The 21,001-nt window shown below is 71.7% G+C and carries 20 protein-coding genes and 1 tRNA gene; 17 read left to right on the top strand and 4 right to left on the bottom strand.

What is annotated here, in order from left to right:
• Nucleotides 1-83 precede the first annotated feature (83 nt).
• From ispD to ACLF5H_RS12175, 3 genes are all read left to right on the top strand, one after another.
• A complete protein-coding gene (ispD, locus tag ACLF5H_RS12185) occupies nucleotides 84-857 on the top strand; it encodes a 2-C-methyl-D-erythritol 4-phosphate cytidylyltransferase (protein ID WP_421676076.1) in 774 nt (257 codons plus the stop codon).
• Entirely contained in the window at nucleotides 847-1,347 is a 501-nt protein-coding gene (gene ispF / locus ACLF5H_RS12180; protein WP_421676075.1) for a 2-C-methyl-D-erythritol 2,4-cyclodiphosphate synthase, read from the top strand. Before ispD ends, ispF begins: the two co-directional genes overlap by 11 nt.
• An 84-nt stretch (nucleotides 1,348-1,431) precedes the next feature.
• Complete coding sequence (locus tag ACLF5H_RS12175) at nucleotides 1,432-1,836, top strand: PPOX class F420-dependent oxidoreductase (RefSeq protein ID WP_421676074.1); 405 nt, start codon at nucleotides 1,432-1,434, stop codon at nucleotides 1,834-1,836.
• A 73-nt stretch (nucleotides 1,837-1,909) separates the two neighbouring features.
• Here the strand turns inward: ACLF5H_RS12175 and ACLF5H_RS12170 are convergent, their stop codons facing one another.
• A complete protein-coding gene (locus ACLF5H_RS12170; protein WP_421676073.1) occupies nucleotides 1,910-3,229 on the bottom strand; it encodes a hypothetical protein in 1,320 nt (439 codons plus the stop codon).
• Nucleotides 3,230-3,394: 165 nt separating this feature from the next.
• On the opposite strand from ACLF5H_RS12170, the gene ACLF5H_RS12165 reads away from it, so the two are divergent.
• The 7 genes from ACLF5H_RS12165 (at nucleotide 3,395) to ACLF5H_RS12135 (ending at nucleotide 10,715) form a co-directional block, all read left to right on the top strand.
• The gene (locus ACLF5H_RS12165) at nucleotides 3,395-3,853 is read left to right on the top strand and encodes an ATP-binding protein (RefSeq protein ID WP_421676072.1); all 459 of its coding nucleotides are present in this window, start codon (nucleotides 3,395-3,397) and stop codon (nucleotides 3,851-3,853) included.
• A gap of 131 nt (nucleotides 3,854-3,984) precedes the next feature.
• Nucleotides 3,985-4,197 carry a putative ATP-grasp-modified RiPP gene (tgmA, locus tag ACLF5H_RS12160; RefSeq protein ID WP_421676071.1) on the top strand — a complete coding sequence of 71 codons (213 nt, stop codon included), beginning with the start codon at nucleotides 3,985-3,987 and terminating at the stop codon, nucleotides 4,195-4,197.
• A complete protein-coding gene (gene tgmB / locus ACLF5H_RS12155) occupies nucleotides 4,197-5,162 on the top strand; it encodes an ATP-grasp ribosomal peptide maturase (protein ID WP_421676070.1) in 966 nt (321 codons plus the stop codon). Before tgmA ends, tgmB begins: the two co-directional genes overlap by 1 nt.
• A complete protein-coding gene (tgmC, locus tag ACLF5H_RS12150; RefSeq protein ID WP_421676069.1) occupies nucleotides 5,159-6,286 on the top strand; it encodes an ATP-grasp peptide maturase system methyltransferase in 1,128 nt (375 codons plus the stop codon). The genes tgmB and tgmC overlap by 4 nt, the downstream gene beginning before the upstream one ends.
• Nucleotides 6,287-6,382: 96 nt before the next feature.
• Nucleotides 6,383-7,783 (top strand): cysteine--tRNA ligase, encoded by a 1,401-nt coding sequence (cysS, locus tag ACLF5H_RS12145; protein ID WP_421676068.1) that lies wholly within the window; start codon nucleotides 6,383-6,385, stop codon nucleotides 7,781-7,783.
• 100 nt (nucleotides 7,784-7,883) lie between these two features.
• Complete coding sequence (rlmB, locus tag ACLF5H_RS12140) at nucleotides 7,884-8,828, top strand: 23S rRNA (guanosine(2251)-2'-O)-methyltransferase RlmB (protein WP_421676067.1); 945 nt, start codon at nucleotides 7,884-7,886, stop codon at nucleotides 8,826-8,828.
• Between the two features lie 171 nt (nucleotides 8,829-8,999).
• Nucleotides 9,000-10,715: a DoxX family membrane protein gene (locus ACLF5H_RS12135; RefSeq protein ID WP_421676066.1), complete on the top strand. Its 1,716-nt coding sequence runs from the start codon at nucleotides 9,000-9,002 to the stop codon at nucleotides 10,713-10,715.
• 113 nt (nucleotides 10,716-10,828) lie between these two features.
• Here the strand turns inward: ACLF5H_RS12135 and ACLF5H_RS12130 are convergent, their stop codons facing one another.
• From ACLF5H_RS12130 to ACLF5H_RS12120, 3 genes are all read right to left on the bottom strand, one after another.
• Complete coding sequence (locus ACLF5H_RS12130; protein ID WP_037653395.1) at nucleotides 10,829-11,560, bottom strand: nucleotidyltransferase family protein; 732 nt, start codon at nucleotides 11,558-11,560, stop codon at nucleotides 10,829-10,831.
• A 33-nt stretch (nucleotides 11,561-11,593) separates the two neighbouring features.
• Entirely contained in the window at nucleotides 11,594-12,052 is a 459-nt protein-coding gene (locus ACLF5H_RS12125) for a hypothetical protein (RefSeq protein ID WP_421676065.1), read from the bottom strand.
• A 172-nt stretch (nucleotides 12,053-12,224) separates the two neighbouring features.
• A complete protein-coding gene (locus tag ACLF5H_RS12120) occupies nucleotides 12,225-13,361 on the bottom strand; it encodes an ABC transporter ATP-binding protein (RefSeq protein ID WP_128790643.1) in 1,137 nt (378 codons plus the stop codon).
• Between the two features lie 219 nt (nucleotides 13,362-13,580).
• On the opposite strand from ACLF5H_RS12120, the gene ACLF5H_RS12115 reads away from it, so the two are divergent.
• From ACLF5H_RS12115 to ACLF5H_RS12085, 7 genes are all read left to right on the top strand, one after another.
• Nucleotides 13,581-13,657 (top strand) — tRNA-Thr (locus ACLF5H_RS12115).
• Between the two features lie 860 nt (nucleotides 13,658-14,517).
• Entirely contained in the window at nucleotides 14,518-16,320 is a 1,803-nt protein-coding gene (locus tag ACLF5H_RS12110; RefSeq protein WP_421676064.1) for a non-ribosomal peptide synthetase, read from the top strand.
• A complete protein-coding gene (locus ACLF5H_RS12105; protein ID WP_421676063.1) occupies nucleotides 16,317-17,540 on the top strand; it encodes a cytochrome P450 in 1,224 nt (407 codons plus the stop codon). Before ACLF5H_RS12110 ends, ACLF5H_RS12105 begins: the two co-directional genes overlap by 4 nt.
• 50 nt (nucleotides 17,541-17,590) lie before the next feature.
• Nucleotides 17,591-17,770 carry an MbtH family protein gene (locus tag ACLF5H_RS12100; RefSeq protein ID WP_421676062.1) on the top strand — a complete coding sequence of 60 codons (180 nt, stop codon included), beginning with the start codon at nucleotides 17,591-17,593 and terminating at the stop codon, nucleotides 17,768-17,770.
• Between the two features lie 100 nt (nucleotides 17,771-17,870).
• On the top strand, nucleotides 17,871-18,590 hold the full coding sequence (locus ACLF5H_RS12095) for an SDR family oxidoreductase (protein WP_421676061.1): 720 nt from the start codon (nucleotides 17,871-17,873) through the stop codon (nucleotides 18,588-18,590).
• On the top strand, nucleotides 18,587-19,366 hold the full coding sequence (locus tag ACLF5H_RS12090; protein ID WP_421676060.1) for an SDR family NAD(P)-dependent oxidoreductase: 780 nt from the start codon (nucleotides 18,587-18,589) through the stop codon (nucleotides 19,364-19,366). Before ACLF5H_RS12095 ends, ACLF5H_RS12090 begins: the two co-directional genes overlap by 4 nt.
• Entirely contained in the window at nucleotides 19,363-20,952 is a 1,590-nt protein-coding gene (locus tag ACLF5H_RS12085; protein WP_421676059.1) for a class I adenylate-forming enzyme family protein, read from the top strand. Before ACLF5H_RS12090 ends, ACLF5H_RS12085 begins: the two co-directional genes overlap by 4 nt.
• Nucleotides 20,953-21,001 lie beyond the last annotated feature (49 nt).

The following is a 21,001-nucleotide window of genomic DNA, read 5'->3' as shown; positions in this document are numbered from 1 at the left end:
AAAGGGTCCGGTCAAGGCGTTGCGCCCGGCGCTCCTGAAGGCCATACCCAACTAGGTCGAGCACACAAACCTGACAGGAACCGATGTCTGACGAATCGCGTCCCTCGCCCACCGGGCCGCCCTCCGCGCCCGCGCAGGCCCCCGTCGCCGCCGTCATTCCGGCCGCCGGCCGCGGCGTACGGCTCGGACCGGGCGCGCCCAAGGCGCTGCGGGCGCTCAACGGCACGCCGATGCTCATCCACGCGGTCCACTCCCTGGCCGCCTCCCGCCATGTCTCGCTCGTCGTCGTGGTCGCCCCGGCGGACGGCCCCGGCGAGGTGAAGTCGCTGCTCGACGCGCACGCGCTGCCCGAGCGCACCGACTTCGTGGTGGTGCCCGGCGGCGAGAGCCGCCAGGAGTCGGTGGCGCTCGGCCTCGCGGCCGTACCGCCCGAGTACGGCGTCGTCCTCGTCCATGACGCGGCCCGCCCGCTGGTCCCGGTCGACACCGTCGACGCGGTGATCGAGGCCGTGCGCGACGGCGCTCCGGCGGTCGTCCCCGCGCTGCCGCTGGCCGACACCGTCAAGGAGGTCGAGCCGGCCACCGAGCCCGGCGCGCCCGAGCCGGTCGTGGCCACGCCCGAGCGGGCCCGGCTGCGGGCCGTGCAGACGCCGCAGGGGTTCGACCGGGCGACGCTGGTGCGCGCGCACGAGACCGTGACCGAGGACGTCACGGACGACGCGAGCATGGTGGAGCAGCTCGGCCTGCCCGTGGTGACGGTTCCCGGCCACGAGGAGGCGTTCAAGGTGACCCGACCGCTGGACCTGGTCCTCGCCGAGGCGGTCCTGGCCCGCAGGAGGCTCAACGATGGCTACTGAGACCACCGGGACGGTGCTGCCCCAGGTCGGCATCGGCACCGACATCCATGCCTTCGAGGAGGGCCGCGAGCTGTGGTGCGCGGGCCTGAAGTGGGAGGGCGAGGGACCGGGGCTCGCCGGGCACTCCGACGCGGACGTGGTCGCGCACGCCGCCTGCAACGCGCTGTTCTCCGCGGCCGGGCTCGGCGACCTCGGGCAGCACTTCGGCACCGGGCGGCCCGAGTGGTCCGGCGCGTCGGGGGTCACGCTGCTCACCGAGGCCGCGCGGATCGTGCGCGCGGCGGGCTTCGTGATCGGCAATGTCGCCGTGCAGGTGATCGGCCCCCGCCCGAAGATCGGCAAGCGGCGCGACGAGGCCCAGAAGATCCTCTCCGAGGCGGCCGGCGCGCCGGTGTCGGTCTCCGGCGCGACGACGGACGGCCTCGGCTTCCCGGGGCGCGACGAGGGGCTGATGGCGGTGGCGACGGCGCTGGTGGCGCGGGCGGCCTGAATCCCGCGGCCTCCTGGTGCGGGTGAGCCGAGAGCGTGCGAGGGTATCCGGAGAGTCACCGTCCGCGGCCTTTCGGAGGTACCCATGTCCGCCGCCCTGTCCGACCGGCTCAAGTCCCTGCTCGACGGCAAGGTGTTCATCGTCGTCGGCACCCTCCAGCCCGACGGCAGCCCGCAGATGTCCCCGGTGTGGGTGAAGCGCGACGGCGAGCACCTCCTCTTCTCCACCACGGTCGACCGCCGCAAGAAGCTGAACCTCGACCGCGACCCCCGCGTCACCGTCGTCGTCATGAACCCCGACCAGCCCTACGAGTACGCCGAACTCCGCGGCACCGCCGAACTGACCACCGACGGCGGCCAGTCCCTCATCGACGAGCTGAGCCTCAAGTACACGGGCAAGAAGTACGCCGAGTTCAACCCGGAGTCCGCACAGGACGCGGAACGGGTGGTCGTCCGGATCACCCCACGCAAGGTGGTCGGACGGCTCTGAGGTCTTCACCCTCGTCCGTCGGACACGAGACGGCGCCCTCCTTCCGGGTGGAAGGAGGGCGCCGTCCTGCCGGTCAGGCTGCCGTTTTCTGCCGGGCCACGTCGCGGGCCCGCGCGTCCAGCGCACGTACGGCCGGTAGCGATGCGTACGGCCGGATGGAAGCCCGCAGGGTCGCGAAGTGTTCGTCCCCCCGTGCGCTGCTGACGCCGGTGTAGTCGTCCAGGAACGAGTTCCACTCCCGGGACGCCTCTTCCACGTGCCTCATCTCCATGAGCCGGGTGGCGAGGAGACCGGTGGCGTGCACGCGGCCCTGCCGCTCGCCGGAAGGACGCGCCTTGCCGGACCGGCGCAGGGCTTTGACCGATCCGGGCCGGTCACCGAGTTCCCACAGAACGTGGGCGAGGTGGAACTCGTAGGCAGCGCGGTCGTAACCGCCGAGGTGGTCGTTGCGGCCGTCGGCCTGCGAGAGCGCCTCTTCGGTCTCCCGGAGCCGGTCGAACGCCTGCCGCCGGTCGCCGACCATGGCAGCCCCGTGCGCCTGCTGGCCGCGCAGGAACGCCACCAGGCGCGGCCCTGAGGCCGGGGCGGCTTGCGCGGCCGAGTCGGCGAGTTCGAGGGCCTTCGGGCCGTGACCCAGGTTCGACGCCTGCAACGCCATACCGCGCAGGGTGCGGCAGTACGTCACATGGTCCTCGGCGGCGCCGGCGAGTTTGAGCGCCGTCACGTAGTACCGCTGGCCGACCCCGTGTTGGCGCTCGTACATGGCCATCCACCCGGTGAGGTACGTGAGATCCGAGGCCGCGGCCCGCATCGCGCGCTTCACCTCCTGCGTTCCGTCCGCACGCAGATAGGGCCCCACGGTGTTGACGAGGAACGCCGCTGCCATGGGACGGGCATGGCCACCCCCGAGGTCGTCGAGGATGTCCGCGATCCGCTCCGTCATCCGCTTCACGGTCTCCACGTCGGACCGGCCGATACGGGTGGTGGGACCGGCCGATACATGATCTGTCCGGCCTGCGATGTCGTCGTAACGGGGGATGGCCAGTGCCGCCGAGTACAGGCCCGCGCCGAGCACGGCGCGCCGGGACGGGTCCATGTCAGCCCTTCCGAGGTCGACGATTCCCGACCCCATGGCCGGGGGCTCGGCGGTGTCGCTGTCCCAGCCGAGTTCCGCCGACGTGACGGGCCGCGCGAGCAGACGTGAGAGCGCTTCGGCGACGGCAGGGCGCGCTTCTCTCTTCGGCCGGTGCCCTTTCAACCACTGCGAGACGGCCGTTTTGGTGTAGGTCAGGCTGAGGCCGAGTTCGGTGCCGGCGGCATTGACTCGGCGTGCCAGCTGGTCGTTCTGGATGTTCCCCTCTCGCATCAGCGCCGCCAGGACGTCGTTCGGCATGAGTGACTGTCGTCCCATCGTGACCCCCGAGCGTGTGCAACCTGTGCAACTCACCGTCCACTGTGCTCGCTTACCCGTGGTCGCGCACAGGTGTTGAGTGATTACCGGCCGCTCGGCGCTCACTCCCGGAGGGCCGGGCGGGCAGAAGACGACGAAGAGGCGACGATGACCACGACGGCTCGCTCCACACCATCTGTCCTGCGGCCTCTGACGGGGCCCGTACCCGGCTACGCGCAGACGTTGCCTCTTCGCCCCTCGTCGGTGGCGGTGGCGCGGGCGAGCGTCCGTACCACGCTGGCGTGTTGGGGTCTCGTGGGCATGACGGACGACGTCGTGCTGGTCGTCTCGGAACTCGTGACGAACGCGGTGCGACACGCTCGCCCGGCCTGCGCGCCGCCGGAGGGGCCGGGCAACTGCCGTCTGACGCTGGAGCGTCCCGGGCCAGGAACGGTGTGGGTGTCGGTCGCGGACCCGTCGGGGCGACGGCTCGTACGCCGGGAGCCCGCCGACGGCGCGGAGTCCGGTCGTGGGCTGGCGGTGGTGGACGAACTGGCGGCCCGTTGGCTGGTGCGGCCGTCCCGCACCGGTAAGACGGTCTGGGCCGAGCTACTGGCCGATGCGTGAGGGGACGGCGTCGTCACTGATCATCCCGAACCCCCGGCGGTGGGCGTCACCGCCGGACCGTCTGAGAGACGAGGAGACCCATGCAGCCCTCAGCATCACCGGATCAGGTCAAGCCCTGGGGACTCGGACGTATGCGGCCCTACCCCGCGGCGGCGGTCCTCCCCGCCGCCCGGCCGTTCCTCGACCCGGGTACGCAAGTTCCCGCCTGGGTCGCCCCTGACGGGACGCCCCTGGCGGTGGAGACCAGGCACAAACGGTCCGAGACGTCGCGGGAGACGAGCACGAAGACCAGTCTGGACGGCACTCCTGACCAGGGCAGCGACCAGAACGGCGACACCGACTGATGGCCCCGGGTGGGCCGCCCGTCCTCGTCGTCACGCGTCTGGACGACGCCACCGCGGACGGTGTGATCGGTGAACTGAACCTGCGCCGCGTGCCGGTGGTCCGTCTGGACCCCGGGGATTTCCCCGCCGAGATCCGTCTGTCGAGCACCTTCGACAGCATCGGGCCCGGTGGCACTCTCGCCACCGCCTCCCGCACCCTCGACGTGGGGAACGTCCGCTCGGTGTACTGGCGGCGGCCCACCCCTTACACCGCCGACCGTGCCATGGACGACCCGGCCGCACGATGGAGCGTCGAAGAAACCCGCTACGGACTCGGCGGCGTCCTCGCCGCCCTTCCCGGTGCCCACTACCTGAACCACCCATGGCGCAACCGGGACGCCGAGTACAAACCGGCGCAACTGGCCGCCGCCGCCGTCTCCGGTTTCACCGTGCCGCCCACGCTCGTCACCAACGACCCCGACCGCGCCCGCGCCTTCATCGCGGAGCACGGGCCCGTGATCTACAAGCCGCTCCGGGAGACCGAGTACACCGACAGCACCGGCCGCGCGCTGACGGTCTGGATCGAGGACGTCACCCCCAGCCAGATCGACCAGCGGGTACGTCACACCGCCCACCTCTTCCAGCAGCGCGTCGGCAAGACCGCCGACATCCGTCTGACCGCTGTCGGTGACCATCTCTGCGCCGTCCGTATCAGCGGCTCGCCCGGGATCGACTGGCGCCGCCACTACGACCAGCTCACCTACACCGCCGTACCGGTCCCGCCCGAGATCGCCGAGAGCGTCCGCGCCTACCTCGACGCCTTCGGGCTCGTCTTCGGAGCCTTCGACTTCGGCCTGGACCACGACGGCCGGTGGCATTGGTACGAGTGCAACCCGAACGGCCAATGGGCCTGGTTCCCCGACCGCATCACCGCCCCGATCACCCGCGCCATCGCCGACCAGCTACAGCACGGAGCCCCCGCATGACCAACCCCGACGACCTGCGCCGCCGACTCGCGGCCGCCGTCCCCGTGGACGACCCGGCATGGCGCACCGCCCTGGAGACCGTGCCCCGTGAACTCTTCATCGGTGACGGCCTGTTCCGCTTCGACGGCCATCGCTGGACCCCCCTCCACCGCGACCGGACCGACCCCGCCGAGTGGCTGCGCCTCGTCCACCAGGACACCACCTGGGTGACCCAGGTCGACGGCATCGCCGCCGCCGCCGACGCCACCGCCCCGGTCACCGGCCGCCCCACCTCGTCCAGCACGCTGCCCTCCCTGATCGTGCGCATGCTCGACGTCGCCCGTATCGGCGACGGCGACAAGGTGCTGGAGATCGGCACCGGAACCGGCTACTCCACCGCCATCCTGTGCACTCGCCTCGGCGACAAGAACGTGTACTCCATCGAGTACGACCCTCACCTCGCCGCCACAGCGGCCGATCGCATCCACGCGGTCGGCCACCACCCCGCTCTCCTCACCGGTGACGGCCTCGCCGGACACCGGGACGGCGCCGCATACGACCACATCGTGGCCACCTGCGCCGTGCGCCACATCCCCCCGGCCTGGCTCCACCAGGTACGCGACGGCGGCACCGTCACCACCACCGTCGGCGGATGGCTTCCGGCCTCCGGGCTCGTCCGCCTCACCGTCCACGACGACGGAACGGCCACCGGACGCTTCCACACCGACCGGATCAGCTACATGCTCGCCCGCCCCCACGAACGACCGCCCCGCCCCACCTTCCATCAGCACCCGGGCAGCACTCGCCCCACCCGGGTGAAGCCCGCGCTCCTGGAGGACTGGACCGGGCAGTTCCTCGCCCAGCTCGCCGCGCCGTCCGCCGAGCTCATGACCACCGGTACGGGCGTGATCCTGGCGGACGTCGCCACCGGATCCCAGGCATGGACCGAGCCCGCGGGGGAGGGGTGGACCGTGCACCAGCATGGTCCGCTCCGGCTGTGGGACCAGGTGGAAGGCGCCCTCACCATCTGGCAGAACGCGGGCTCACCCACGCTGTCCGGCTTCGGCATGACGGTGGAGGCGGACGGCACCCAACGGGTCTGGCTCGGCAGCCCCGAAGGGCCGTCCTGGAGCCTGCCTGTCTGAGACCCGTGTACGGCGGCGCTCCGTCTCACAGCCTGGAGGCGGCACAAACCGGGGAAGGGGCGTGAGGCACCCGGTCGCGACCACTACTCTGGAGTGGTGACTATTCGCCTGTACGACACCAGCGCCCGGCAGATCCGTGACTTCGACCCGGTCAAGCCGGGCTGTGTCTCGATCTACCTGTGTGGTGCCACCGTGCAGGCGGCCCCGCACATCGGGCACATCCGCTCGGGCCTCAACTTCGACATCATGCGCCGCTGGTTCGAGTACCGCGGCTACGAGGTGACGTTCGTCCGGAATGTCACCGACATCGACGACAAGATCATCACCAAGGCCCGGGAACAGGGCCGCCCGTGGTGGTCCATCGGCTACGAGAACGAGCGAGCGTTCAACGACGGCTACACCGCCCTCGGCTGCCTCCCGCCGACCTACGAGCCCCGCGCCACCGGCCATGTCACCGAGATGGTCGAGATGATGCGCACCCTCATCGAGCGCGGACACGCCTACGAGGCCGACGGCAGCGTCTACTTCGACGTCCGCTCCTGGCCCGACTACCTGGAGCTGTCCAAGCAGGACCTGGACGAGATGCGCCAGCCCACCGAGGAGGGCATCACCGGCAAGCGCGACCCCCGCGACTTCGCCATGTGGAAGGCCACCAAGCCCGGCGAGCCCGACTGGGAGACTCCCTGGGGCCGCGGCCGCCCCGGCTGGCACCTGGAGTGCTCGGCGATGGCCCACAAGTACCTGGGCTCCGTCTTCGACGTGCACGGCGGCGGCCTCGACCTGATCTTCCCGCACCACGAGAACGAGATCGCGCAGGCCAAGGCCTTCGGCGACGCGTTCGCCCGGTACTGGGTGCACAACGCCTGGGTCACCATGAGCGGCGAGAAGATGTCCAAGTCGCTCGGCAACAGCGTGCTGGTCTCCGAGATGGTCAAGCAGTGGCGCCCCATCGTGCTCCGCTACTACCTGGGCACCCCGCACTACCGCTCGACCATCGAGTACAGCGAGGAGGCCCTGCGCGAGGCCGAGGCCGCCTTCGGCCGGATCGAGGGCTTCCTGCAGCGGGTGACCGAGCTGGCCGGCAAGACCGTCGAGCCCGCCGCCGAGGTCCCGCCCGCCTTCGCCGAGGCGATGGACGACGACCTGGGCGTCCCCCAGGCCCTCGCCGTGGTGCACACCACCGTCCGCCAGGGCAACAGCGCGCTCGCCGCCGACGACAAGGACGCCGCGGTCGCCCGCTCCGCCGAGGTCCGCGCCATGCTCGGCGTCCTCGGCCTCGACCCGCTGGACGAGCAGTGGGCCGGGGCGTCCGAGGAGAGCGAGGACCTGCACGGGGTCGTCGACAGCCTCGTACGGCTCGTCCTCGACCAGCGCGAGTCCGCCCGCGCCCGCAAGGACTGGGCCACCGCCGACGCCATCCGCGACCAGCTCGCCCAGGCCGGACTGGCCATCGAGGACAGCCCGCAGGGCCCGCGCTGGACCCTGGGCGCGCGCTGACCCGGCGCGGGCGCCCCTTGATCGATTGTGCCGCCCGGCCCCCCGGGCGGCACACTGCATAAGACGTACGTACGAACAAAGCTCACGGAACAGGTGACTCATGGCCGCGAACAACCGCCGCATGTCCGGCAAGAAGGGCGCGCAGGTCGGCAGTGGCGGCCAGCGACGCCGGGGCCTGGAGGGCAAGGGCCCGACCCCGCCCGCCGAGATGCGCAAGGGGCACGTCAAGCAGCGCGCCGCCGCCGCCAAGGTCCGCCGCGCGCAGGGCGGCCGCCCGCAGCCGCGCCGGGGCGGCGGCAAGTCGGCGTCCGAGCTGGTCGTCGGCCGTAACCCGGTGGTCGAGGCGCTGCGCGAGGGCGTCCCCGCGTCGACCCTCTATGTGCAGCAGTTCATCGACAACGACGAGCGCGTCCGCGAGGCCCTCCAGCTCGCCGCCGAGCGCGGCGGCATCAACCTCATGGAGGCGCCGCGCCCCGAGCTGGACCGCATGACCAACGGCCTGAACCACCAGGGTCTGGTCCTCCAGGTCCCGCCGTACGAGTACGCGCACCCCGAGGACCTGCTCGACGCCGCCGCCGACGAGGGCGCGGACCCGCTGGTCGTCGCGCTCGACGGGGTCACCGACCCGCGCAACCTCGGCGCGGTCGTCCGCTCGGTCTCCGCGTTCGGCGGCCATGGCGTGGTCGTGCCCGAGCGCCGCTCGGCCGGTATGACCGCCGGTGCCTGGAAGACCTCCGCCGGTGCGGCCGCCCGCACCCCGGTGGCCCGCGCCACCAACCTCACCCGCGTCCTTGAGCAGTACAAGAAGGCGGGCGTCGCGGTCGTCGGCCTGGCCGCGGACGGCGAGGCCGAGATCGGCGAGCTGGCGGCCCTGTCGGGCCCGGTCGTGATCGTGGTCGGCAGCGAGGGCAAGGGCCTGTCCCGGCTCGTCGGCGAGACCTGCGACTACCGCGTCCGCATCCCGATGCCGGGCGGCACCGAGTCCCTCAACGCCGGTGTGGCCGCGGGCATCGTGCTCTACGAGGCATCCCGTAGGCGGAGCTGACGGGAGCGGCGTGGCGGCCGAAGCGCCACGCCGACGGGTCTGAACACCCGTCCGGAACTTCACCCTTACGCGGGAATTCCGGCGTCCATATGGCGTTCGACGCTGCTTTGACGGGGCCCGGACACATCCGGCCGGTCAAAGCAGTGTCCTATCCCCACGTCACTCGGTTAGATGAGTGTGGACACCAGAACACCCCGCACACCCACGGGGGACCGCTCGTCGGGATTCGACGACGCTCCCGCGCTGAGCATGGTGAAGGTGCCGAGCGACCCGGCGCAGATCATCGTCAACCACGCCAGCTTCCGCGTGCAGCTGGGCGGGACGGCCGGGCGCACCCGGTCCGCCCGGATCGCCCGCCATCTCAGCGCCGCCCAGGACACCGCCCGGATGCCCGTCGCGGGCCAGGCGGCGCGGGCCGGTGCCGGCCGTCGCCGTCCGGTCGTGTGGAGCGGCCGCTCCGCGCCCGACGACACCGGCGCCCACCGGCTCCTCCAGGCCGTGCGGGGCAGCATCGTCCGCCATGCCGAGGAGCCCGACACCGGCGCCACCCGCGTCATCCCGCGCGTCGGCACCACCGGCTACGACGAGACGTACGACGAGACGTACGACGCGCTGGACCAGACCGTCGAGACCCCCGTCGTCGGCCATCAGCGCACCTCCGCCGACGACGGGGGCACCCGCCTCCTGCCGCACATGCGCAGCGGCTCGTACGACCAACCGCCGTACCCGCGACCGGACTTCGGCCGCCAGGACGGGTACGACGGATACGACGAGTACGGCGACGAGCCCACCGAGTCGTTCCCGCCCTACGCCGCCGACGACGAGGACGACCTCGACACCCCGCGCCCCCTGCGGCGCGGCGCCGACGACCTGGGCCGGCACGCCTACTACCCCGGCCGCCGGATGAACCTCGGCGTGGTGCTGCTCCCGCTGCGGATCTTCCTGGGCTTCATCTCGATCTACGCCGGCATGGGCAAGCTGTGCGACCCCGTCTACTTCGACGGCGGCAAGCGCGGCTCCATGGTCACCTGGCTCAACACCCTGCACCCGTGGGAGGTCGCCGAGCCGCTGCGCCAGTTCGCGCTGCACCACCCGGTCGGCTCGGGCCTGGTGATCGCCTTCCTCCAGGTCGTGGTGGGCGTGCTGACGGTCCTCGGCTGCTGGCAGCGGGTGGCCGCGGTGGTCGGCGTGCTGCTGTCGGCCGCGCTGATCGTCACGGTCAGCTGGAAGACGGTCCCGGCGTACGACGCCCCGGACATCATCTACCTGGCCGCCTGGTCCCCGCTGATCATCGCCGGTGCCCCCGTCTACTCGGTGGACGGCCGTCTCGCGGGCAGCGCCTGGCGGCGGCTCGGCCCCCGCTCCGACATCTGGGAGCTGCGGCGCTACGTACTGCGCCGCGGCGCCCTGATCACCGCGGTGACCGTCGGCCTCACCCTGCTGGTGGGCTCGCTGCTCGGCGGCGCGGTCCGCGACTCCAGCCGGGTGGTCGTCCCCGGCCCCGGCGAGGCCCCCCGCAACAACGTCCCCGGCTCCCCGCTCCCCGGCGAGCCCGGCACCGGGCACCGGCGCACCCCGTCCGCGCCCACCTCCCCCTCGGGCGGCGCCACGGCCGGCGCGAGCCCCTCCGGCTCGGCCACCACCCCGGGCGCGAACCGCACGGCGGGCGGTACGACCACCACCCCGAGCGCGACCCAGGGCACCACGGGCCGGATCCCGTCCCGTCAGTCCGCCCCCACCGGCGGCGCCCCCAGCACCACGGCGGGCCCGACCGGCACCGGTGGCACCTCCACCACCTCCGGCGGCTCCTCCCCGGGCGGCACCTCCACGTCGAGCGGCGGCGCCTCCACGGGCCAACCGGGCGTGCTGGGCGGCCTGTTGGGCTGAGCAGGGCGACAGGAAAGGGGCCCGGTACCGCGAAAGGTGCCGGGACCCTTGTTCCTGTGCGTTGTTCCTGTGCGCTGTTTCTGTGCGCTGTTTCTGTGCGGACGCTCGCCCGGCTACCGGCCCAGGGCCGCCAACTCCTTGGCCGCCTCCGTCAGATCCTTCGCCGTGTCGATGGCCCGCCAGTACGCGCCCTGCGGCAACGGGAAGCCCGCGAGCTTCCGTTCGCGGGCGAGCCCGGGGAACGTCGTGCGCTCATGGTCGCCGCGCTCGGGCAGCAGGGTGGTGAACTCCGGCGAGAAGACGTACACACCGGCGTTGATCTCGAACGTGGACGGCGGGGCCTCGATGAAGTCCGTGATGTGTCCAAAGCCGTCGGTCCGCACCGCGCCCCAGGGGATCCGCGGCCGGGCCAGCGCCAGCGTCGCCACGGCGTCCCGCTCGGTGTGGAAGTCGGCCATGTCCCGCAGCGAGAAGCGGGTCCAGATGTCGCCGTTGGTGGCGTACCAGGGCCGGTCCGGGTGGGGGAGGTGCGCGGCGGCGAACTTGAGGCCGCCGCCGCGGCCGAGGGGCTCGGTCTCCACGACGGTGCGCACGGAGACCGGCAGCTGTGCCGAGTCCAGCCAGTCCTGGAGGACCTCGGCGAGGTGGCCGCAGGAGACCACCACGTCCGTCACACCCTCCTCGGCGAGCCAGGCGAGCTGGTGGCCGATGATCGGAGTGCCCGTGCCGGGGATCTCGACCATCGGCTTGGGCCGGTCGTCGGTGTACGGGCGCAGCCGGGAGCCCTGGCCGCCGGCCAGGATCACGGCTTGAGTGGGGCGCGACGCGGCGTTCGGATGGGTCATGACCCGCACTGTACGTGGCGCCCCGGGCCGGGTTCAGCCGCGTGCGGCCAGCACCCCGGTCGCGAAGGAGGTGTCGCACACCGGGCGCGCGTACGACTGGGCGCGCGAGGCGCCGTAGATGCGCACCGCGGCCCGGCCGAGGGAGCGGGCGATGGAGGTGCAGTGCCGGGCGAGCGAGGGATGGCCGTTGACGGCCTCCTGGAGGTGGGTGAGGACCACGCCCGGGTTCTTCTCGTGCAGTTCGCTCATCAGGCGGTCGCGCAGCACGTCCTCGGGGGCGTGGGCGACCGTCTTGGGCGCGGACTGCACCGACGTGATGTCGGAGGCGGTGAGCACCGAGCCGGCGGGGCTTCCGGTCCAGTTGACCCGGGTGACCGCGAGGGTTCCCGAGAGCACCAGGACGACGGGCAGGGCGAGGGCGAGGGAGCGGCCGACCCGGCGGGCAGGGCCCCGGTGGCTGCGTCGCGTCTGAGTGGTGATGGAGTGCTTCACGCGTGTGAGGGTAGCGGCCGGTAATGACGCGAGGACATTCCGTCACCCTTACGGGGGATGAGAAAGTGCGGTTTTCGGGGTAGGGGGTTGACGCTCGCGCCGGAACGATCATGCGAAGAGGGCCCCGCGGCGTATCGCGGGGCCCTCTGCCGGGACGGTGTCCGGACGGTGCTCAGTCGGACAGGCGCTCGCCGGTGGACGTGGAGAACACATGGGTCTCGCCGGGGCGCGGCACGACGTGCAGGGTGGCGCCCTTCTCCGGCACCTGGCGGCCGTTCACGCGCACGACCAGGTCCTTCAGGCCGCCGTCGATGTCGGCGCTGCCGTACACGTAGCCGTCGGCGCCCAGTTCCTCGACGACGTTCACCGAGACGGCGAGGCCGGCCGGGGCGTCCGCGGCGTCCTTGGTGAGGGAGGCCGCGGCGGCGCCGCCGTGCTCCACGACGTCGAAGTGCTCGGGGCGCACGCCCACGGTCACCGTGCGGTCACCCTTGTCGGTGGCGGCCTTGAGGGCCTCGCGGTTGACGGGCACCACGCTGTTGCCGAACTTCACGCCGCCGTCGGTGATCGGGACCTCGACCAGGTTCATGGCCGGGGAGCCGATGAAGCCGGCGACGAAGAGGTTGGCGGGCTTGTCGTACATGTTGCGCGGGGTGTCGATCTGCTGGAGCAGACCGTCCTTGAGGACGGCCACCCGGTCGCCCATCGTCATGGCCTCGACCTGGTCGTGGGTGACGTAGACGGTGGTGATGCCGAGCCGGCGCTGGAGCGAGGCGATCTGGGTGCGGGTGGAGACGCGGAGCTTGGCGTCCAGGTTGGACAGCGGCTCGTCCATGAGGAAGACCTGGGGCTCGCGCACGATCGCGCGGCCCATCGCGACACGCTGGCGCTGGCCGCCGGACAGGGCCTTCGGCTTGCGGTCGAGGTACTCGGTGAGGTCGAGGATCTTCGCGGCCTCCTCGACCTTCTGCCGGATCTCCGCCTTGTTGACACCGGCGATCTTGAGCGCGAAGCCCATGTTGTCGGCGACCGACATGTGCGGGTAGAGCGCGTAGTTCTGGAACACCATGGCGATGTCCCGGTCCTTGGGCGGCAGGTGGGTGACGTCGCGGTCGCCGATGCGGATGGCGCCGCCGTTGACGTCCTCCAGACCCGCGAGCATCCGCAGCGAGGTGGACTTTCCGCAGCCCGACGGGCCGACCAGGACGAGGAACTCGCCGTCCTCGATCGCGATGTCGAGCGCGTCGACGGCGGGCTTGGTGGAACCCGGGTAGATCCGGGTCGCCTTGTCGAACGTGACAGTGGCCATGGTGAAGGGGCCCCCTTCTACCGGCAGGAACGTGCCGGACGATCCGTTGTAGGAAGGTGGTTGGTGTAGTCCACGCGAGTGAACCGTTTCGAGACGGTACCCGGCGTTCACGCGATCTGTCAGTACATGGACGACGGTGAACTTCGCGGAAATTTTCGCCGGGCCCACGAGGTGACGTGGGTACACTGCACAGGCACGTCCGCGCAGCACGCGCGACGGGCCTCCTTAGCTCAGCTGGTCAGAGCGCCGCTCTTGTAAAGCGAAGGTCGTCGGTTCGAATCCGACAGGGGGCTCCACCGAGGTCCAGGCCGAACCGGTCTGGGCCTCTTCTTCTGCCCGGCTGCCCGGCTGCCCGGCTGCCCGGCTGCCCGGCTGCCCGGCTGCCCGGCTGCCCGGCTGCCCGGGTCTTCCGGGTGCGGCCCGGGTGCCGCCGGACGCCCACGGGCCCCCGTGGGGGCGGGTATCGGCCGTGCGCCGCCCGCTTTGCTCGGTTTTTGCGAGGCTTTGCCCGCGCTGGACGAAAGCCGCCGCGATGCACACCGCCCCGCCGCGCTCCCGGCCGCTCCGCGCCGCCGCCGGACACTCGTGTAACGCCGTAAACTGCCACGTGAACAGCGTAAACCGGGCGGCAGCCTCGGCTCCGCTTCGGTAATGCGCGCGGAGTTGCCGAAGGTGAAAGAAATCGCAAAGCCGAAGTCGCGTCGAGCTGTTCGGGCCGGGGTCGGGCTTCGGCACGTAATGATCACCGTTGACGTCGGCCTGATGGTTGTGAAATAAAGTGACGGCCTAATGAAACTAAGCGGCGACCCCGGGTTCGAGGGTGCACCGCTTTGAAGCAGAGGGGGACGGGGGAATGTCACGCAGTACACGGGGGACGGTTCTGCTGCTTTGGCAGCGGGACGGCAGGTTCTGCTTGTAGGCGTCCCGGACGCCCATCTCCCCACATGTGCCGGCGCGAGGCGCGGCCGCCCGAGTCCTGTCCTCTTTCAGGCCGGCAGTGGATTCTGCACGCTTCACTCCATGACGTGTCCGTGGCGCCCATGACGCGCCCGTGACGCGACCTGCATCCGAACGCTTCGGCGGCCCTTCCTGATGCGCGGAAGACGCCTGATCGCGTCGCTTTGCGCTGGCCGAAAACAGCCGGGCGGAAAGCGCGATGACGGCTGCCCATCTGATGAAGTTATATTTCCCGGAGGTTAGCGAATTGACGCTGCGAACTCTTGTGGAGCTATGGGAACGGACGGTACGGAAGTTCCCGCACAATCCCGCGATCATCTCCGAAGGAACAACCCTCTCCTATGCGGACGTGAACGCCAGCGCGAACCGGTTGGCGCGCGTTTTCATCGAGCACGGAGCGGGCCCGGAAAAGCTGGTCGGGCTGGCGCTGCCGCGGTCGCCCGAGATGGTGATCGGCGTGCTGGCCACAGCCAAGGCGGGAGCCGCCTTCCTGCCCGTCGACGCCGCCTATCCGGCGGAGCGGACGTCCTACATCATCGAGGACGCGGCGCCCGCGCTCCTCTGCACGACCGATGCGTCGCGCGCGGCCCTCTCCCCGGAACTCACCGTCCCGCGCCTCGTCGTCGACGACCCGCGATTCCTCGACCGGCTGCGCGGGGCCGAGGGGACGGACGTCGCACCGGAGGAGCGGACGGCCCCGCTGCTCCCGGACCACCTTGCCTACGTCATCTACACATCCGGCTCCACCGGCCGCCCCAAGGGCGTCGCCGTCACCCACACCGGGCTCGCGGCGCTCGCGGCCGCCAAGGTCGCCGGGATGGCCGTGGAGCCGGACAGCCGGGTGCTGCAGTTCGCCTCACCGAGTTTCGACGCGTTCCTGACCGAACTGCTGGCGGCCTTCACCAGCGGCGCGGCCTTGATCGTGCCGACGGCCGGCACCCTCGCGGCGGACACCCTCGAAGCGGCTCTGCTGGACCACCGGATCAGCCACGCCGTGCTTCCGCCCACCGCCGCCCTGACGGTCGCCCCCAGGCGCTTCCCCGCGCTGCGCACCCTGGTGGTCGCGGGCGAGGCATGTCCGCCGGACCTCGTCGAGCGCTGGGCCCCGCGGGTGCGGCTGCTCAACGCGTACGGTCCGACGGAGGGCACCGTCTGCGCCACGATGACCGGCCCCCTCTCGGCCGGTGACGAGGTGACCATCGGCCGCCCCCTGCCAGGGCTGGAAGCGCACGTCCTGGACGACGAGCTGCGCCAGGTACCGGTCGGCGAGATCGGGGAACTGTTCATCGCGGGCCCCGGGCTGGCGCGCGGTTACCTCAACCGCCCCGCCATGACCGCCGAGCGCTTCGTCGCCAACCCGTTCGGGGCGCCGGGCGCGCGCATGTTCCGCACGGGTGACCTGGCCTCGCGGCGCTCCGACGGGCAGCTTCTCTTCCACGGCCGGGCGGACGACCAGGTCAAGCTCCGCGGCTTCCGGATCGAACTCGGTGAGGTGGAGGCCGTACTCGGCCGGCACCCACAGGTGGCCCAGGCCGTGGCCGTGCTGCGCACCGACCACGGGGTCCCGCAGCTCGCCGCCTACGCGGTGCCCGTCGAGGGCGCCGCGCCCACCCCCGCCGAACTGCGCGAACACATGCTGCGCAGTCTGCCCGACTTCATGGTCCCGGCCGTCTACTCGACGCTCGCCGCCCTGCCGCTCAGCCCGAACGGCAAGGTGGACCGCGCGGCCCTGCCCGCGCCGGGCGTCCTGCCGCGGACCGGGCACCGGGAGCCGAGCACCCCGGCCGAGAAGGCCCTCTGCGAGATTTTCTGCGAGCTGTTCGAGAGCGCGTCGATCGGTGTCGACAGCAGCTTCTTCGAACTCGGCGGTACGAGCATCCTCGCCATCTTCTTCATCCAGCGGGCCCAGGAGGCCGGGCTGGACTTCTCACCGCGCGACGTCATCGACAACCCGACCATCGAAGCACTCGCCGCGATAGCGGCGGCAAGGAGTGACGGATGACCAGCCGCCCCATGGTCAGTCCCGAGGACATCGACCGGATCGACCTCGCCTCACCGCATCTGTACGCCGAGAACGAACTGGACGAGGTCTGGCGCCATCTGCGGACCAACCGGCCGGTCTACTGGCAGCCCCCGCGAGAGGACCGCCCCGGCTTCTGGGTGATCTCCCGCTATGCCGACGTCAACAGCGTCTACCAGGACAAGGCCCACTTCACCACCGAGAACGGCAACGCGCTGGCCACCTTGCTCACCGGAGGCGACTCCGCGTCCGGCACCATGCTGGCGGTCACCGACGGCGTGCGCCACCATCAGATCCGCAACGTGCTGAACAAGGGCTTCTCGCGCCGCACCCTGAACCTCATCGAACACTCCCTCCAGCAGAGCGTGGACAGGCTGTTGCTGGACGCCCTGGAGAAGGGCGAGTGCGACGCCGCCCACGACGTCTCGGCGAACGTGCCGCTCGGCGCCATCTGCGACCTGCTCGAAATCCCCGAATCCGACCGCAGGTTCCTGCTCGGCCAGACCGCGCACGCCTGGAGTTCCGACGACGCCGACGCGCGGCCGGAGGACAACTGGATCGCGAAGAACGAGATCCTCCTCTACTTCAGCAAGCTGTGCCGGGAACGCGTGGGCAGCGACAACGACGACATGGTCAGCCTGCTGGCCAACTGCCGTATCGACGGCGACCCCCTCAACTCCGTGGAGATGATGGCCAATTGCTACGGCCTCATGATCGGCGGTGACGAGACCGGGCGGCACGCCATCACCGGCGCGGTCCTCGCGCTCATCCAGCACCCCGACCAGTGGCGCGCCCTGAAGAACGGGGACGTCGACCTCGACACCGCGACCGAGGAGGTACTGCGCTGGACCGTGCCGTCGCTGCACGGCGGCCGTACCGCCACCGGCGACGTCGTCGTCAACGGCGAGCAGATCAAGGCCGGTGACGTGGTGAGCGTCTGGATCTACTCCGCCAACCGGGACGAGGCGGTCTTCGACCGACCCGACGAGTTCGACCTCGCCCGTACCCCGAACAAGCACTTCACCTTCGCCTACGGCACCCACTACTGCCTGGGACATCACCTCGGGCGCATGGAGGTCCGCGCGGTGCTCGACGGGCTGCGCCGGCTGGTCGGCGGTCTGGAGCAGGTCGGGGACGAGAAGTGGATCTACTCCAGCATCCTGCACGGCATGAGTTCGCTGCCGGTGCGCCTCAGCGCCTGAGCGTCCGTACCGAAGACCGTCCGCACCATGTCAGGAGGGACAGCGAAACCATGAGCGCGTTCGAGGACGAACAGCGCAGCTATCTGGTGCTGCGCAACGATGCCGGACACCAGTCGCTGTGGCCGTCCGGGACCGACGTTCCCAGCGGCTGGCAGACCGTCCACGGTCCGGTCGGCCGGGCCGATTGCCTCAGGTACCTGGAGACGGGCGAACCGAGCACCGGGCGATGACCGCACCGGGTACGGCACCGCCGTCCGGCCGGGCCGGGGCGGGCCGCGTGGCGGTCGTCACGGGCGCGGGCCGCGGGATCGGAGCCGCCGTCGCGGCGACGTGTGCTCTTCCGATCTAGCCGCCGTCGCGGCGCGGCTCGCCGCGGCGGGGGCCTCGGTCGTCGTGGTCGACAGGACCGAGGACGACACCGCCCGGACGGTGGCGGCGCTCCGGGCCGCCGGTGGCACGGCGCTCGGCCTGGGCTGCGACGTGGCGGACACCGGCCAGGTGGGCGCGGCCGTGCGGGAGGTCGTCCGGGTCTTCGGCCGGCTGGACGTCCTCGTCAACTGCGCGGGCATCACCCGGGACCGGCTCCTGCTGACCATGGAGGACGACGAATGGGACGCGGTCCTGGACGTCAACCTCGGCGGGACCCTGCTGTGGTGCCTGACCGCCGTGGAGCAGATGCGGCGGCAGCGCGGCGGACACATCGTCAACTTCGCGTCCGTCGCCGCCGACGGGAACCCCGGCCAGTCCAACTACGCGGCGGCCAAGGCCGCGGTCACGGGACTCACCCACGACCTGGCCGCCGAACTGGGCCCGAGCGGCATCACCGTCAACGCCGTCGCCCCGGGCTTCGTCGCCACCCCCATGGTGGACGCCCTGGCCGAGCGGCTCGGGGTCGACCGCGGCGAGTTCCTGGACCAGGCCGCCGCCCGGTCCGCGCTCGGCCGGGTCGGCTCCGTCGAGGACATCGCCGGGGTGGTGGCCTTTCTCACCGGCCCGGACTCCGGCTTCCTGACCGGACAGACCGTGTACGTCGACGGGGGACAGCCATGAACGAGGAGCCGGTACGTGCCGGGAGAGTGGCCCTCCTGGCGGGGGCGGCCGAGGGCGCGGGGCTGGCCACCGCCGTGCGCCTCGCGGCGTCCGGCATGGACATCGCGCTGGTGGACCCCGGCCCCAGGGCCCCGGCCGAGGAGGCGCTGCGGCGGATCGGTGCCACCGGCCGGCGATGCGTCACGGTGGCGGCGGACCCGTCCGACACCGCCGCGTTCTCAGCCGCCCTCGCACATGTCCGATCCGTGCTCGGCAGGCCGAGCGTCCTGCTGACCTGCGTCGGCGGCACGGAGGACGCCGGAAACGACCATGGCGGCGCGGCGGAGAGGTACGCGGCGGCCCGGCGTGCCCTGCGGACCCTCTTCGTCACCAACCGGGCCGTCGCCCGGGAGATGCTGCGCGGCGGCGGCCGGATCCTCAATGTCGTCCGCCCCTCGTCACCGGAGCGGGGAGGCGGGCGCGGGGACCGGACCGTGGTCGCCGGGACGGCCGGTTTCACCGCCTCCCTCGCACCGGAACTGGCCCCCTTGGGCATCACCGTCCATTTCGCCGCACCGGCCGGACTCCGGCCCGGCGCCCGCCCGCCGATCGGCGCTCCACCGCCGACGGACACCGGGAGCTACCCGGACGACATCGCCCAGTACGCCCTCTTCCTGCTCGACGGTCCGTCGGCGGCTCTCTCCGGGCAGGGCGCCTATCTCAGCGGAAGCCCGATGGCTCGGTGGCCCGCGCCGGCCACCACCCCCACCAGCCGAGGAACGGTAGCCACATCATGACAAGCACCAAGAGCACCGAAGACGCGCACTACGCGCTCCGCATCCTCGACCGGCTCGACGGCGGCGAACGCCCGGTCGTCCACTGGGGCGAGACCGTGATCTCCGGGTCCGAACTGCGCGCGGCCGTCCTGCGCGTCGTCGGCGCGCTGACCGCACTCGATGTCCGCCCCGGCGCCGCCGTCGCCCTCCTGACCGAGGTGAACAGCCCCTGGCTGCTGGCGGCCCGGTACGCCGTGCACCTCATGGGCGGCACGGTGGTCGCCGTGTCCGGGGCCAACCACGGAACCACCACGCATCAGTTGGACACGCGAAGCCGTGTCCGCATGGCACGCGAGTGCGGTGCGCGCGTGCTGGTCCACGACGAGTCGCAGCGCGAGGAAGCCGCGCGCATGCGGGCCCTGCTGCCCGACGGCACCGGCCTGTGCGAGCTCGGCGCACCGCTCTCCGGCCCGGTGACCGCCGACGGGCACCCCGTCGAGGGGCCGCCGCCGGGCTTCTCCGCACGCGTTCCCGCGCACGCCCTGGTGCTCTACACCAGCGGAAGCACGGGCCGGCCCAAGGGCGTGGTCAAGCCCTTCGCGGCCTGGAACAGGGTGGTGCTGGCCGAGTCGTCCACCCTCGACCACGACAAGGTCTTCCTCGCGATGAGCGCGGTCACGCACACCGGCGGACTGCTGGTGGACACGGCCGTCGCCGCCGGGGGAAGCGTGGTGCTGCGCACCGGGTTCGACCCCGGTGCGCTCCTTGCGGACATCGAGGAGTACCGCGTCACGGACACGCTCATGGGAGTCCCCCAGTTCTACGAGCTGGTCAACCACCCCGGTGTCGGCACCGCCGATCTCTCCTCGCTGCGGCGCCTGCTGTACGTGGGATGCCCGGCCTCCCCGGAACGGGTCCGGGAAGCCGTCAAGCTCTTTCCCGGAGTGCTCCACCATTCCTACGGGACGACCGAGACCGGGCAGATCTCCATGCTGACCCCGGCCGACCACGACATACCCGAGCGGCTGTCCAGCGTGGGACGCCCGCGGCCCGGTGTCGAGGTGGTCGTCCAGGACCCCAGGACCGGCCGGGAACTGCCCCGGGGAGAGACCGGTGAGGTGGTCGTCCGCAGCCCGCTCGTCATGACGGGCTATGCCGCCGATCCGGAGCTGACCGCCCAGGTGCTGCGTGACGGGTGGGTCCACACCGGGGACTTCGGCCGCCTGGACGAAGACGGCCGGCTGCGGCTGAGCGGCCGTATGAACGACGTCGTCAAGGTGCATGACACGAAGGTCCACCCCAGCGAGGTCGAGAAGGTCCTCGTCGGCCACCGGGGCGTGATCGACGCGTACGTGTACCCCCATCGGAGCTCCGACCTGATCGAGGAGCTGCACGCGGCCGTGGTCCTGCGGTCCGACGACCCGCCGGCCTTCGAGGCGCTGCGCGCCCACGTGGCCGAGGCGATGACACCGACGCACGCGCCGGTCCGCTTCGTGCGCTGGCGGCGGTTCCCGGTCAACGGCAGCGGCAAGGTGGACCGTCGGCTGGTCCGCGAGCGCGGCCTTGCCACGGCCCCCGGGGACACGGCGGTGCTCGCGGCGGACTGACGGCCAAAGCGCGCACCAGCCCATCTGACACCCGCACACACTCTCCGCC

Origin of the sequence: Streptomyces sp. LaBMicrA B280 (assembly GCF_049222185.1) — a bacterium.
Lineage (GTDB): Bacteria > Actinomycetota > Actinomycetes > Streptomycetales > Streptomycetaceae > Streptomyces > Streptomyces murinus.
This window is presented reverse-complemented; position numbering and strand designations above follow the sequence as displayed.

Excerpts from the sequence above, each read along its gene's own strand:
- ispD (WP_421676076.1), top strand. The coding sequence starts at position 84 with ATGTCTGACGAATCGCGTCCCTCGCCCACCGGGCCGCCCTCCGCGCCC.
- ispF (WP_421676075.1), top strand. The coding sequence starts at position 847 with ATGGCTACTGAGACCACCGGGACGGTGCTGCCCCAGGTCGGCATCGGC.
- ACLF5H_RS12175 (WP_421676074.1), top strand. The coding sequence starts at position 1,432 with ATGTCCGCCGCCCTGTCCGACCGGCTCAAGTCCCTGCTCGACGGCAAG.
- ACLF5H_RS12170 (WP_421676073.1), bottom strand. The coding sequence starts at position 3,229 with ATGCCGAACGACGTCCTGGCGGCGCTGATGCGAGAGGGGAACATCCAG.
- ACLF5H_RS12165 (WP_421676072.1), top strand. The coding sequence starts at position 3,395 with ATGACCACGACGGCTCGCTCCACACCATCTGTCCTGCGGCCTCTGACG.
- tgmA (WP_421676071.1), top strand. The coding sequence starts at position 3,985 with ATGCGGCCCTACCCCGCGGCGGCGGTCCTCCCCGCCGCCCGGCCGTTC.
- tgmB (WP_421676070.1), top strand. The coding sequence starts at position 4,197 with ATGGCCCCGGGTGGGCCGCCCGTCCTCGTCGTCACGCGTCTGGACGAC.
- tgmC (WP_421676069.1), top strand. The coding sequence starts at position 5,159 with ATGACCAACCCCGACGACCTGCGCCGCCGACTCGCGGCCGCCGTCCCC.
- rlmB (WP_421676067.1), top strand. The coding sequence starts at position 7,884 with ATGGCCGCGAACAACCGCCGCATGTCCGGCAAGAAGGGCGCGCAGGTC.
- ACLF5H_RS12135 (WP_421676066.1), top strand. The coding sequence starts at position 9,000 with ATGAGTGTGGACACCAGAACACCCCGCACACCCACGGGGGACCGCTCG.
- ACLF5H_RS12130 (WP_037653395.1), bottom strand. The coding sequence starts at position 11,560 with ATGACCCATCCGAACGCCGCGTCGCGCCCCACTCAAGCCGTGATCCTG.
- ACLF5H_RS12120 (WP_128790643.1), bottom strand. The coding sequence starts at position 13,361 with ATGGCCACTGTCACGTTCGACAAGGCGACCCGGATCTACCCGGGTTCC.
- ACLF5H_RS12110 (WP_421676064.1), top strand. The coding sequence starts at position 14,518 with ATGACGGCTGCCCATCTGATGAAGTTATATTTCCCGGAGGTTAGCGAA.
- ACLF5H_RS12105 (WP_421676063.1), top strand. The coding sequence starts at position 16,317 with ATGACCAGCCGCCCCATGGTCAGTCCCGAGGACATCGACCGGATCGAC.
- ACLF5H_RS12100 (WP_421676062.1), top strand. The coding sequence starts at position 17,591 with ATGAGCGCGTTCGAGGACGAACAGCGCAGCTATCTGGTGCTGCGCAAC.
- ACLF5H_RS12090 (WP_421676060.1), top strand. The coding sequence starts at position 18,587 with ATGAACGAGGAGCCGGTACGTGCCGGGAGAGTGGCCCTCCTGGCGGGG.
- ACLF5H_RS12085 (WP_421676059.1), top strand. The coding sequence starts at position 19,363 with ATGACAAGCACCAAGAGCACCGAAGACGCGCACTACGCGCTCCGCATC.